The organism is Streptomyces sp. STAM6 (genome assembly GCF_054963715.1).
Window position 1 is genome coordinate 1 of record NZ_JBUEFZ010000022.1, and the last position, 12,104, is coordinate 12,104.

12 protein-coding genes are annotated in these 12,104 nt (G+C 68.2%); 5 read left to right on the forward strand and 7 right to left on the reverse strand.

Features of this window, described 5'->3' with window-relative positions:
- Window positions 1-65 precede the first annotated feature (65 nt).
- The 7 genes from ACY34K_RS23015 to ACY34K_RS23045 all read right to left on the reverse strand — a co-directional run bounded on the left by ACY34K_RS23015 (window position 66) and on the right by ACY34K_RS23045 (window position 9,216).
- Window positions 66-521, reverse strand: coding sequence for a hypothetical protein (locus ACY34K_RS23015; protein ID WP_462750103.1), 456 nt, complete (start codon window positions 519-521; stop codon window positions 66-68).
- Window positions 522-1,012: 491 nt separating this feature from the next.
- Window positions 1,013-2,224, reverse strand: a complete 1,212-nt coding sequence (locus tag ACY34K_RS23020) for a helix-turn-helix domain-containing protein (protein WP_462750105.1) — start codon at window positions 2,222-2,224, stop codon at window positions 1,013-1,015.
- 1,607 nt (window positions 2,225-3,831) lie between these two features.
- Complete coding sequence (locus ACY34K_RS23025) at window positions 3,832-4,305, reverse strand: hypothetical protein (protein WP_462750107.1); 474 nt, start codon at window positions 4,303-4,305, stop codon at window positions 3,832-3,834.
- A 290-nt stretch (window positions 4,306-4,595) separates the two neighbouring features.
- Window positions 4,596-5,333: a hypothetical protein gene (locus ACY34K_RS23030; RefSeq protein ID WP_462750109.1), complete on the reverse strand. Its 738-nt coding sequence runs from the start codon at window positions 5,331-5,333 to the stop codon at window positions 4,596-4,598.
- A gap of 440 nt (window positions 5,334-5,773) precedes the next feature.
- On the reverse strand, window positions 5,774-7,231 hold the full coding sequence (locus tag ACY34K_RS23035) for a catalase (RefSeq protein WP_462750111.1): 1,458 nt from the start codon (window positions 7,229-7,231) through the stop codon (window positions 5,774-5,776).
- 193 nt (window positions 7,232-7,424) lie between these two features.
- On the reverse strand, window positions 7,425-8,342 hold the full coding sequence (locus ACY34K_RS23040; protein WP_462750113.1) for a 2-hydroxy-3-oxopropionate reductase: 918 nt from the start codon (window positions 8,340-8,342) through the stop codon (window positions 7,425-7,427).
- Window positions 8,343-8,376: 34 nt separating this feature from the next.
- Window positions 8,377-9,216 carry a TIM barrel protein gene (locus tag ACY34K_RS23045; protein WP_462750115.1) on the reverse strand — a complete coding sequence of 280 codons (840 nt, stop codon included), beginning with the start codon at window positions 9,214-9,216 and terminating at the stop codon, window positions 8,377-8,379.
- Between the two features lie 237 nt (window positions 9,217-9,453).
- Between ACY34K_RS23045 and ACY34K_RS23050 the strand changes: the two genes are divergently transcribed.
- From ACY34K_RS23050 to pucL, 5 genes are all read left to right on the forward strand, one after another.
- The gene (locus tag ACY34K_RS23050; RefSeq protein WP_462750117.1) at window positions 9,454-9,708 is read left to right on the forward strand and encodes a YkoF family thiamine-binding protein; all 255 of its coding nucleotides are present in this window, start codon (window positions 9,454-9,456) and stop codon (window positions 9,706-9,708) included.
- Complete coding sequence (locus ACY34K_RS23055; protein WP_462750119.1) at window positions 9,705-10,082, forward strand: helix-turn-helix domain-containing protein; 378 nt, start codon at window positions 9,705-9,707, stop codon at window positions 10,080-10,082. The genes ACY34K_RS23050 and ACY34K_RS23055 overlap by 4 nt, the downstream gene beginning before the upstream one ends.
- Window positions 10,083-10,236: 154 nt before the next feature.
- Entirely contained in the window at window positions 10,237-10,749 is a 513-nt protein-coding gene (gene uraD / locus ACY34K_RS23060; RefSeq protein ID WP_462750121.1) for a 2-oxo-4-hydroxy-4-carboxy-5-ureidoimidazoline decarboxylase, read from the forward strand.
- The gene (gene uraH / locus ACY34K_RS23065; protein ID WP_462750123.1) at window positions 10,746-11,135 is read left to right on the forward strand and encodes a hydroxyisourate hydrolase; all 390 of its coding nucleotides are present in this window, start codon (window positions 10,746-10,748) and stop codon (window positions 11,133-11,135) included. Before uraD ends, uraH begins: the two co-directional genes overlap by 4 nt.
- 5 nt (window positions 11,136-11,140) lie before the next feature.
- Window positions 11,141-12,064, forward strand: coding sequence for a factor-independent urate hydroxylase (gene pucL / locus ACY34K_RS23070; protein WP_462750125.1), 924 nt, complete (start codon window positions 11,141-11,143; stop codon window positions 12,062-12,064).
- The last annotated feature ends 40 nt before the right edge of the window (window positions 12,065-12,104 follow it).

Sequence of the window (12,104 nt, forward strand, 5' to 3'; positions counted from 1 at the left end):
GGGGGTGCGGGGCGGGTCTCGCGGCCCGTTCCGGCCGGACGGTGGCCGGCGGCCGGCACGGGAGTTCAGGAAGTGCCGGCCATGCGCACGATGTGGTCGTGCAGCATCTCGGGGTCGGTCAGCACGCCGTCGCCGAGCGGCGGGTTCAGCCACGCGCGGCTGCGGGCGACCGAGCCAGGGGCCGGACAGCGCAGTACACCGCCCCGGCCCGAGCACACCGTGAGACGCACCTCCGCCCAAGCCTCCGCCGACCCCGCGGGGACGAGAAACTCGACGCACTGCCGGGGACCGCAGTGCAGCACCGGCCCGAGCGACACATGCTTCCCGGCCAGGTTCTGGAAGACCGGCCGGCCGACGGACCAGGCCACGCGCACGACGTCGAAACGAACGCCCAGCGGAATGTCGGCCAGGCCGTCCCGACTGTCCGCCCACTCGGCCAGGATGATTGAGGGCGGGTCCATCACCGACGCCAACCACGAGGCGCCGGCACTGTCGTGCGACAGGAGAGCGGAGGCCTTCACGAGGTGCTCCTCCTGTCGTGACATGGCCTGCAAGCCCCCGGCCACCAAGAGGTGAAGAAGTCGACGAACGCGTCCCGCCTGTAGACGTGGTGGCCGTACGCGACAGACGTCGAGCACGTGAGGTCGGCGCCGCAGTAGACGCAGGCGCGCCCGTAGTGCTGTTCAACGGTCAGCGTGCCGGGATCGGGCAGGGGACCTGATGGCGCCGGCGTGGGCGCCTTGACGCTGCTCACCGCGCGGGCTCGGGCTCGAGCAGCAGGCGGTACAGCGGCTCCACGGCCCGCCGCGCGGCGCACGACTCGTGGGCGAACTCATGCCGGTCGTCGCCGCTGTCTGTCACGACGACGCGGACACACACATCAGCCCCCGCGGAAAGGCAGTATGCACAGGCTCTGGTGTTCACGGGACGCTCCCCTCGAATCAGGTGATCAGCTCTGATCCGACGGTAGAAGTGGCTCTCAGCCGCAGAGGGTAGAAATCCATACCCCTCGTCAGGCGGCCAGCACGCCTACCCTGACCGCGAGTTCAGACGCTCGTTCGCGGCGGGCCGCTACCCGGGACTCGGTCTCCTCCAGGATGATCCGCCGTGCGTAGCCGTTGTAGCGGATCGTCTCAGGGGCCGCCTCGTACGCCTGCGCCAGCGTCGCGATCGCCACATCGGGCTGCCCGTCCAGATGAAAGCCGCGAGCCTCCTCGATCCTGTGCCGTGCGCGGCGCGGGCGGGAAGGGATCGTGGTCGCGTCCGCCCGGGCAGCCTGCCGCACCGACTCCTGGCCGGCGTGCAGCTCAACGGCCACCGTGACCGCATGTGCGCCCATGATGGCGCGGGAGAAGCTGGTGACCGGATGGAAGTACGCCTCCGGGAGACGCTCGGCCATCTGTTGCGCGGTGTCCCAGTATCGCCAGGCTGTGCCCCTGTCGCCGCGGCGGGCGGCCGTGTATCCGGCCTCGAAGGTGAGCGCTCCGGCGATGGACAGGAGGTCGTCAGGGGCATCCGGCAGGAGTGGCTCCAGGAAGGCGAGCGTCCTCAGGTTGACGGTGTCGGCCGCGTCGAAGTGGCCCGGCCCTGAATCGCGGTGAGCCTGCGCCATCAGCCAGGCGGAGACGCCGATCGTGTGGGGGTCCTCCGACTGCGCGGCTGCCACCATGCTCCGCTCGGCCACCCGCCATAGCAGGCTGCTGTCCGGCTGATACGCCAGGAAGAACTGACTCAGCGAGTACACCTCGGCGAGGGTGGCCTGCGCTGCCCGCCACTCGGCCGGCCGCTGTGCCTGCCGTACAGCGAGCTGTGCGTCACGGATCAGGTCCGGCAGCAGGGCGCCGATCACCTCGCGGTGGTGAGGTGCGGAGTGCCGCGCCGCCCAGGCCCGGTCGAGCCGGGCACGCAGGTGCTCTGTGGGCGGTGCCTCGCGGGTAGTGGTCAGGGGGAAAGCATCGACGGCCGCGCGGACTGCGGCCAACCGCGGGTGGCCGGGGGCGACGAACAGATCGACATGCATGTCGGGGCGGCCCGTCAGGTCGGCGAGGTCGCGTAGGCGCAAGGCTTCGGCGATGCGAAGAACGGTGTCAATGGAAGGGGCCTGAATCTGGCCCTTCTCCACTTGCTTCACCCAGGCCGGAGACTTGCCCAGCAGTCCGGCCAGGACGACGCGGCTCATACCGCGTCGCTCGCGCAAGATCTGCATTCTCTGGCCGAACACCATCGGGTTGGCGTACGGGTCCGGGGTAGCGTCAGACGACACGGCCTTGCCCCTCTCCTTGCAGCTCGTCACTGACAGGGTATGGGGCAGGGTCGTTCTCGTGTGAGCCGGAGCACAACGAAAGCGCCCCCTCTCGGCCCGAAGGCCGAGAGGGGCAGTCTTACCCGTTGAGCTCTGTGGCCACGACGCCATCAGCAGCGCCGTGCCAGGACGACGGGCCGAGCCGCCGTGATGTGTCCCCCACAGTCTTCCCGCGGCTGCGAGGAGCAGACGCACGCCGCAACTATGTTGCAGGCCGGCCAACATGACAGAAGAGCGCGGCGTCGGAATCTCCAGGCAAGTGTCGATCGGGGGGAAGGAGCAGCCCGGTCGGAAGTGTTCGCCGCCCGCCGGAACCATGCCTACTTGCAGCACACCGACTGCGTCGGTGAAGTTGACCGTGACGCCGGAGAACACTGCCCTGGCGAAGTCGACCCAGCCGCCGGAGAAACACCGCACACCCGGAGGTCTCCGCCGTGGTCGGCTGCGCTCGCGTTCAGTGTCCCTCGGGTCAGGCGGCGGGTGGGACATTATGTAGGCACGCTGCTCGTCGTCAGCCACACGCCGTGGATCGTGTCGAGTGGGCCCGAATACCGTCAGTTCAGCGCGACGCGAGCAACCCCCGAGCCCTGTCGGTTGGGGGTTGCCTGTTCAGCCTTCGCACTCTGCGATGAAGCTGCTGTCCTAATGCCTCTTCGGCTTCTTCGGCTTCTTCCGCTCCGCGTTGTCGACCTGGGTCTGCTCACTGTCCACTATGGCGGAGGCGCTTCTATGGCCGCTGGTGCGGCGAGGGCTCCGCAGAGGGCGAAGCCGCACGCGGCGAGGGCCGCGCGCCTACGTATGACAGCCTGCAAGCGGGATCTTCATGAGGGTCATCCGCGACCGGTTAAGGGTGGATGGAGCCGCTTGCCGCCACGACTCCTTCGACTTGGGCGGGCCCGGGGAGGAGGCTCCCCCCGGCCGTACGCTCCATGCCCGCTGGACCGACGCGGTGGGGACGTCCGCGTTCGGGCTCAGGTCACGCATCCGAAACGCTGTGGCCTCGCCCCAACGCATACCGGTGCCGGCCGGCCAGTCAGCCAAGTCGCGGAAAGCTCGTGGGGCTGCTCGGCCGCGGCGCGCTGGTACTCATTCCTTTCGCGGAAGGTCATCTCTTCCTCGGTGTACTTCCCCCCGCAGGCCGCCAGGCGGGGGTGGTGCCAGAACGGCGACTCCGCCGGGCGGAAGGTGATCGGGCCGCTCTGCTCGGGTCGCTCCACGACGCTCGCCGACAGGGACGACAAGGATGAAATCGGTACGCGGGTTTCCACGTTGTTCCCGAATTTCGAGAACAACTGCTCCGTTCAGTCAAACTGCGGGTCAGAGCGGCAACAGAAGAGCGCGGCGTTCGGGACCGTAACCAGTTTCGATACACCCTTGTGACCTGCGGGGACTCTGCAAATCCGGACAGCTGCCGAAGCCCGGAGCCCCTGTCCAGCCGGCGGGCGGGACAGCGGCTCTGGTCTGTCCGCCTGCCCCGGAATTGGTGTCCGGATGTGTCCGTCAGGGGGGCGGCACCGTCTGTAAGGGAGTCAGAACTCCGGGGGAATCGTGCCCCAGTTGACGAGCGAGGATGTGTTGATGCCCCAGGCGGTCGGATTGAAACCGCAGCGGAAGTTGATGAAGTGTTGCACTCCGTCGAAATTAAAGTCGGTTGCAACAGTGTAGGGGTACGCGCACACGTCGACAGAGCGTATGACGTTGTTCCAGTTGAGGGTTTCCTTGCGTGGCACCTGCCTCAGGTCTGGGCGTTTCGTCCCGGGCAGGGTGCGGAGTCTTTCACCTCGAAGATTACGTTGATCAAAGACGTCTAGCACAGTTGGCGCTGGTGCAGTGTCCGGAAGGCAACCAATTGCACGTTCTTCTATGGCCCATTTATATTCGTCACTTGCCATCCTGCGTGACTCGGCCAGCATCTCTTTGCTGTCAGTGAAAGCCGCAAGGGCGAAAGTGCCGTCGTAAACCACTGGTGTGGCGTACAGATTTCCCGGGTATTCGGCGTTCATCCGCTCAAGGTCCTCGACGAGCTCGCCGTTGAGTACTAGGGGAACGGTTGGCATGTAGGGGTGCGCCCGCTTGAACGGTTCCCCCGACTGCTGCCGTGGTCGCCGGATTCCCTCGGGTGGTATGAGTTCGGCAGGGGGCAGCGAGGATTCGGCCGCTCGGGATTCGAAGGGTTGAGTGTGATGGCGGGTCAAAATCATCATCTCCGTGGTGCAGGAGGCTGAGTGATGTGGCTCGAGTAGGGCCGCCTAGCTGGCTCCCGTGAGGGCAGGGGGAAGGCATTCGTCGAGCCCTAGTGATCGACCTCAGGGATGCCGACCATAGAAAGAAGTTTCAGATTCGAATATCTTGATGGACTTCCCAATTTCGAGCGTACTCGGACAAGTTTGCAGTGTCGATTCGGCTGGCTTTGCGTCACGCGGCGCGCGGCGACGATGCCGCTTTGGTTCCAGATCGCCCCGCAGCCCTTGCATCGGGCGCATGGGGTGACTCCGGCTCCGCCGTACACCTCGATCGTCCCGCCGCACGCGCACGGGTGCTCGGCGGAGAGCTCGCGGCACTGGTCGGCCAATTCAAGGGCGGCCTCGATGCGGGCGACCCCGCCCGCGGCCACACTCGCGATGTGCCGCCGGTGTGCCTCCGTGAGCGGCCGGAAGGGGCCCGACCGGCGCTCGACACGGGCGAGGAGCCACAGGGCGGCGTATGGGGCGGTGCGCTGCCCCGTGTACCGCCAGCGGCGGATGTCCGTGGCGTCGGCGCGCGCGAGCTCGATGCGGCGGGCGTGGTCGGCCCACGCGACCCGTTCGGTGCGGGTGTGGGCGGGCGCGGCGCGGCGGGGGGCCGGCGGCTTGAGGGGGGCGATGGTGATCGTCGGGGCGATCTGGTCGGCGCACTCGACGAGGGCGGCCTCGACGGTGCGCATGGTCTCGTGGACGCGGAGGCGGATGGGGGTGGGGCGTTCGCCGATCTGGGCGGGGTTGCGCTCCAGGGCGCGGAGGGCTGCGGCCTCGGCGGCGTCGTGTCCGTGCATGATGGTGCTCCGCCTGGGGGTGGAAGCGCGGGATCCGTTTCGCAGGTCAATTCAAACTGGCGTGCACATCTGGGCCAAAACCCCAGTTCAGAGCAGCAACAGAAGAGCGCGGCGTTCGGGACCGTAAACCGAACGCCGCGCTCTGGCTTGTGACGTGGTGACCGTCCGACGGTGCGAGGCTGGCGCGACAGGACGTTCGCGCCGCCGGACGGGGCAGGTGGGGGAGGTATTCGGGACCGCGGCGGCGGCGACGGGGACCCGCCCGCTTCCTTCAGGTCAAGAAGCGGGCGGAGCTGCCCTTACCACCGCACTGGCTCGCACGCCGCCGCGGTTCGAGTCGTCCGTACCGCCGGCCACCCCTCATCCGGGCCCGCGGTGCGGACTGCGTACGGCGGCCGACCTCCCGTCGGCCGTCGTACGCGGTCTGTGCCGGTCGGGAATCAGTCCTCGCGCAGGGCGCGGACCGCTTCCTCGACGCGCTTGCCGTACTCGGGGTCGGCAGCGTGGAAGTGAGCGAGGTTCTTCTCGATGACGTCCTCGCGGGAGACCTGGGACAGGCCGCCGGCGATGTTGGCCACGAGGCGGGACTTCTCCTCCTCCGACATCAGGCGGTAGAGCTCGCCCGCCTGGAAGAAGTCGTCGTCCTTGGTGTGCAGCGGGGCCGCGTGGGTGCCGGTGTGGCCGTGGACGGCCAGCGGGGCGGAGAGCGCCGCGTCCGTCTGGGCCGGGCCGGAGTAGGAGTTGGGCTCGTAGTTCTTGTCGTGGCGCGAGCCGTTGCGGGTGGCCATGAAGCCGTCACGGCCGTAGTTGTCCGCCACCGTCGCCCGGGGGGCGTTCACCGGCAGCTGGGTGTGGTTGACACCGAGGCGGTAGCGGTGCGCGTCCGCGTAGGCGAACAGGCGGCCCTGGAGCATCTTGTCCGGCGACGGGCCGATGCCCGGGACGAAGTTGTTGGGGGAGAACGCGGCCTGCTCGACCTCGGCGAAGACGTTGTCCGGGTTGCGGTCGAGGACCATCCGGCCGACCCGCTGCAGCGGGTAGTCGGCGTGCGGCCACACCTTGGTCAGGTCGAACGGGTTGAAGCGGTAGTCCGCGGCCTCGGCGGCCGGCATGATCTGCACGTACAGGGTCCACGAGGGGTTCACACCGCGCTCGATGGCCTGCAGCAGGTCGGTCTGGTGGGAGTTGGCGTCCTTGCCGACGACCTCGGCGGCCTGTTCCGACGACAGGGAGCGCACACCCTGGTTCGTCTTGAAGTGGTACTTGACGAAGAAGGCCTCGCCCTCGGCGTTGGTCCACTGGTAGGTGTGGGAGCCGTAGCCGTTCATGTGGCGGTACGAGGCGGGGATGCCGCGGTCGCCCATCAGCCAGGTGATCTGGTGCGTCGCCTCGGGGGCGTGCGCCCAGAAGTCCCAGACGTTGTCCGGCTCCTGCTTGCCCGTGAACGGGTCGCGCTTCTGGGAGTGGATGAAGTCGGGGAACTTGATCGGGTCCTTGATGAAGAACACCGGGGTGTTGTTGCCGACGAGGTCGTAGTTGCCCTCCTCGGTGTAGAACTTCACCGCGAAGCCGCGCGGGTCACGGACCGCGTCCGCGCCGCCGAGCGAGTCGGCCACGGTGGAGAAGCGGATGAACAGTTCGGTGCGCTTGCCGACCTCGCCGAGGAAGTCCGCCTTGGTGTAGGCGGTGACGTCGTCGGTGACCTCGAAGTAGCCGTACGCACCGGAACCACGGGCGTGCACGACACGCTCCGGGATGCGCTCACGGTTGAAGCGGGCGAGCTTCTCCAGCAGGTGCTGGTCCTGCAGGAGCAGCGGGCCACCGACGCCGGCGGTGGCGGAGTTCTGGTTGTCGGCGACCGGGGCGCCGGACTCGGTCGTAAGCACGCGCTTCGACATCGTGACCTTCCGATACGTACGAGAGCTGCTGAAGGGGTGCGAGGAGCGTAGATACGCCCCGAACATCGCGTCAACAGTTTGTTGAAATTGAAGAGGGTGTTCCGGACGGCGCCGGCGCTTGGGCGCGACAGGACAGGTGTCAGCGACGGCGCCGCCCGGAAATCTGGGGAAGCCTCCCTGGTGGAAGGAGGGCTCAGACCTGCGAGCCCGACAGGCGCTCGACGGCGCGGAGCAGGGCCGAGTGGTCCAGGCCGCCGTCGCCCTGCGCGCGCAGGGAGGCGACCAGCTGGGCGACCACGGCGCCGACGGGCAGGGCGGCACCGACGTTGCGGGCGGCGTCGGTGACGATGCCCATGTCCTTGTGGTGCAGGTCGATACGGAAGCCCGGCTTGAAGTCCCGGTTGAGGAAGTTGTCCTTCTTGCGGGTCAGGACGGTCGAGCCGGCCAGACCGCCGTTGAGGACGTCGAGTGCGGCGGTGAGGTCCACGCCGGACTTCTCCAGGAAGACCACGGCCTCGGCGCAGGCCTGGATGTTGACCGCGACGATCAGCTGGTTGGCGGCCTTCACCGTCTGGCCGGAGCCGTGCGGGCCGCACAGGACGATGGTCTTGCCCAGGGCTTCGAGGATCGGCAGGGCCGCGTCGAAGTCGGCCTTCTCGCCGCCGACCATGATGGACAGCACGGCCTCGATGGCGCCGGCCTCGCCGCCGGAGACCGGGGCGTCGAGCACCCGGATGCCCTTGTCGGCCGCGGCCTTCGCCAGGTCGATCGAGGTCTGCGGGGTGATCGAGGACATGTCGATCAGCAGCGCACCCTGCCTGGCGTTCTCCAGGATGCCGTCGGGGCCGTAGGAGATGGCCTCGACCTGCGGGGAGGCGGGGACCATCGTGATGACGACGTCGGCGTCCCTGACGGCCTCGGCGATCGAGCCGGCGGCGGTGCCGCCGGCCGCGGCCAGCCGGTCCAGCTTGTCCTGCTCCAGGGTGAAGCCGGTGACCGAGTAGCCCGCCTTGATCAGGTTCTCGGACATGGGGGAGCCCATGATGCCGAGACCGATCCAGGCGACCGTCGGGCGGGTGGGCCGGGAGGGATCGGTGGGGGTGGTGCTCATGAGGGTACCTCTCTCAAAACTCTTGTACGTGACGTCAGTTGGCCGCGCGCAGCGGCTGCGGAAGCCACTCGAAGCTCTCCGCGCTCGGGCGGTCGCCGGCCTTGTACTCCAGGCCGACCCAGCCGTCGTAGCCCGCCTTCTTCAGGCGGCCGAGCAGCTCGGCGAGGTCGAGGTCGCCGGTGCCCGGCGCGCCGCGGCCCGGGTTGTCGGCGATCTGGACGTGCCCGGTCTTGGCCGTGTACGTGTCGATGACCTGGTTCAGGTCCTCGCCGTTCATCGACAGGTGGTACAGGTCGAGCAGGAACTTGGCGTTGCCCAGGCCCGTGGCCTCGTTGACCTTGTCGACGACCTCGATCGCGGCCGGGGCGCTCACCAGCGGGTAGCGCGGGGACTCCGGCTGGTTGAGGGTCTCGATCAGGAGGATCGCACCGATCCGGTCGGCCGCGCGGGCGGCCAGGATCAGGTTCTCCAGGGCGAGTTCGTCCTGGGCGGCCGGGTCGACGCCGTCGACGCGGTTTCCGTACAGGGCGTTGAGCGCCTTGCAGCCGACCGAGGCGGCGAAGTCCGCGGCCACGTCGATGTTGGCGCGGAAGCGGTCGGACTCCTCACCGGGTACGGACAGGGCGCCGCGGTCCGGGCCGGGCAGTTGCCCGGCGTAGAAGTTCAGGCCGACCAGCTGGGTGCCGGCGTCGTCCAGAGCCTTTTTCAGGGCGTCGAGTTCGCTCCGGTCGGGCGTGGGCGTCTCGATCCAGGGCCACCACAGCTCGACCGCGGTGAAGCCCGCCGCGGCGGCGGCCGCGGGGCGCTCCAGGAGCGGGAGCTCGGTGAAGAGGATCGACAGGTTCACATCGAAGCGCTGGTCCGTGTATCCCATGAGGGGTTCGGCGCTCCTTCCGTATTGCGGAAGTTCGTTTCTGCTTAACGGAAGACTGCATGCAGGTGGGGACGGCTGTCAAGACCGGCCCGTGAAAAGACACCCACCCGGCGGGCGGCCCGTCGTGCCGGAGGGGCCGGGGCCGGCCGCCGGCGAAACCCCACGTCGCGGGCCGGGCGGGCGGTTTTCCCGGGCCGGTCGGCGGCCCGGGGCGCGGGCGGGCTTACCGTGGGGGGCATGCAGCGACTGAGAGTGGAGTTCACGACGGAACCGTTCGATCTGGACGAGGCGCCGGCCCATGCCGTGGTGGCCCGCGAGGTCATTCAGGCGGCCGATCTGGACGCCGTGGACGTGGGGCCCTTCGGCAATACCGCCGAGGGTGGCGCGGAGGCGGTACTCGGTGCCGTCGACGCGCTGCTGCGCCGCGCCCTGGGGGCGGGCGCCACTCGGGTCTCCCTGCAGGTGAACGTGATCAGGGAGGGCGAGAAATGACCGAGCCGGGAGAGCACCCCCTCGTCACCGCGGTGAAGCCGCTGGTGGACGCGATGGGCGCGGAGATGCTGGCGCCCGAGCAGGCCCAGGCCGACGACGTCGTGCTCACCTGGGAGGGTGAGGACGTCCTCGCCGTGCGGCTGCCGCAGCTGGCCGACTCGCTGGAACGAATCCTGGCCGCCATGGAGCGGATGCACGGCATGCCGCTCTCCGAGCTCGACCGCAAGGTCAAGCAGTCGGTCGTGCGTACGCTGGAGGCGCGTGGCGCCTTCTCGGTGCGGCACGGTGTGGAGACGGTGGCCAGTGCCCTCGGCGTCAGCCGCTTCACTGTGTACAACTACCTGAACAGGGAAAACGCCGCTAAGGGTGAGTAACTGATCACCCTGGGTCAAGGCCGCCGTCCGGATGTCGGGACGGCGGCTTTTGTGTCACCGAAGTTTCAACAAAGTGTTGACGGCGCGTTGGCCAAGGGCGTTAGCTATCCGCAGCCCGTCCGAAGCACAGCGAAAAACAGCCACGGAGGCTCCCGTGACTTCGACTTCCGTACCGGGCCTCGCCCGGTTCAACACCTCCGCCGACAGGGAGGCCCAGGCCTCCCTCCACGAGGTGTGCGCCAGCTCGGCGTGGGGGAGCAAGCTGCTCGCCCAGCGCCCGTACGCCACCACCGAAGCCCTTCTCCTCGCCAGCGACGCCGCGATGGCCGAGCTGACCGCGGAGGACCTGGCCGAGGCGATGGCCGGGCACCCGCCGATCGGCCGGCCGAAGCCCGGTGACCCGACCTCCTCCCGCGAGCAGAGCGGGATGGCCGGCGCCTCCGAGGAACTCAAGGCCGAAATGCTCGAACTCAACCTGGCCTACCAGGACAAGTTCGGTCATGTCTTTCTGATCTGCGCCACCGGCCGGACCGGTGAGCAGATGCGCGACGCGGTCCGGGAGCGGATCGGCAACACGCCCGAGCGGGAGCGGGAGATCGTCCGCACCGAACTGGGCAAGATCAACCGCATCCGGCTGACCCGTCTCGTGGAGGAAGAGAACGCATGAGTACCGAAACCACCGCGTCGGTGTCCACGCACATCCTGGACACCAGCGTCGGCCGCCCCGCCGAGGGCGTCGCCATCTCCCTCGCGGCCCGCAGCGGGCCCGGCGCGGAGTGGGTGGCGCTCGGCGGCTCCGCGACCGACGCGGACGGGCGGTGCAAGGACCTGCCGGCCCTGCCGGAAGGCACCACCCACGTACGTCTCGACTTCGAGACCGAGGCGTACTTCGACAAGAAGCAAGCCGAGGCGCAGCAGGACGCCCCCCGCGTAAGGGACAGCGGCGCGTTCTTCCCGGAGGTGGCGATCACGTTCGCCGTCGTACCGGGCGAGCACTACCACGTACCGCTGCTGCTCAACCCGTTCGGCTACTCCGTTTACCGAGGGAGCTAGCAGACATGCCCACGATTCTCGGCCAGAACCAGTACGGCAAAGCAGAGAACCGCGTCGTCAAGATCACGCGGGACGGCGACACCCACCACATCAAGGACCTGAACGTCTCCGTCGCCCTCTCCGGCGACATGGACGAGGTGCACTACTCCGGCTCCAACGCCAACGTCCTGCCGACCGACACCACCAAGAACACGGTGTACGCGTTCGCCAAGGAGTACGGCATCGAGTCCGCCGAGCAGTTCGGCATCCACCTCGCCCGGCACTTCGTCACCTCGCAGGAGCCGATCCACCAGGCGCGCATCCGTATCGAGGAATACGCCTGGGAGCGCATCGAGACCTCCGAGGCCAACTCGAAGTTCATAGGCGCCGACGAGGTCAAGCACTCCTTCGTCCGCAAGGGCCAGGAGACCCGGGTCACCCAGATCACCTACGACGGTGAGAAGTGGCAGGTCATCTCCGGTCTGAAGGACCTGGTCGTGATGAACTCCACCAACTCGGAGTTCTGGGGCTACGTCAAGGACAAGTACACGACCCTCCAGGAGGCGTACGACCGCATCCTGGCCACCCAGGTCTCCGGCCGCTGGCGGTTCAACTGGACCGACGACGACGACCGGATGCCCAACTGGGAGAAGTCCTACGAGCAGGTCAAGAAGCACATGCTCCAGGCCTTCGCCGAGACGTACTCCCTCTCGCTGCAGCAGACGCTGTACCAGATGGGCGCGCGCATCATCAACAACCGGTCGGAGATCGACGAAGTGCGCTTCTCCCTCCCGAACAAGCACCACTTCCTGGTGGACCTCGAGCCGTTCGGCCTCAAGAACGACAACGAGGTCTACTTCGCGGCGGACCGCCCGTACGGCCTCATCGAGGCCACCATCCTGCGGGACGGCATCGAGCCGCAGATCCCGGTCGACATGACCAACCTCTGACGCGGGACCGACGACGGCTCCGCCCGCCCGACACGGGCGG

Bases quoted from the DNA above. Each gene is read 5' to 3' on its own strand.
- ACY34K_RS23020 (WP_462750105.1), bottom strand. From the start codon at position 2,224: ATGGTGTTCGGCCAGAGAATGCAGATCTTGCGCGAGCGACGCGGTATG.
- ACY34K_RS23025 (WP_462750107.1), bottom strand. From the start codon at position 4,305: ATGAACGCCGAATACCCGGGAAATCTGTACGCCACACCAGTGGTTTAC.
- ACY34K_RS23030 (WP_462750109.1), bottom strand. From the start codon at position 5,333: ATGCACGGACACGACGCCGCCGAGGCCGCAGCCCTCCGCGCCCTGGAG.
- ACY34K_RS23035 (WP_462750111.1), bottom strand. From the start codon at position 7,231: ATGTCGAAGCGCGTGCTTACGACCGAGTCCGGCGCCCCGGTCGCCGAC.
- ACY34K_RS23040 (WP_462750113.1), bottom strand. From the start codon at position 8,342: ATGAGCACCACCCCCACCGATCCCTCCCGGCCCACCCGCCCGACGGTC.
- ACY34K_RS23045 (WP_462750115.1), bottom strand. From the start codon at position 9,216: ATGGGATACACGGACCAGCGCTTCGATGTGAACCTGTCGATCCTCTTC.
- ACY34K_RS23050 (WP_462750117.1), top strand. From the start codon at position 9,454: ATGCAGCGACTGAGAGTGGAGTTCACGACGGAACCGTTCGATCTGGAC.
- ACY34K_RS23055 (WP_462750119.1), top strand. From the start codon at position 9,705: ATGACCGAGCCGGGAGAGCACCCCCTCGTCACCGCGGTGAAGCCGCTG.
- uraH (WP_462750123.1), top strand. From the start codon at position 10,746: ATGAGTACCGAAACCACCGCGTCGGTGTCCACGCACATCCTGGACACC.
- pucL (WP_462750125.1), top strand. From the start codon at position 11,141: ATGCCCACGATTCTCGGCCAGAACCAGTACGGCAAAGCAGAGAACCGC.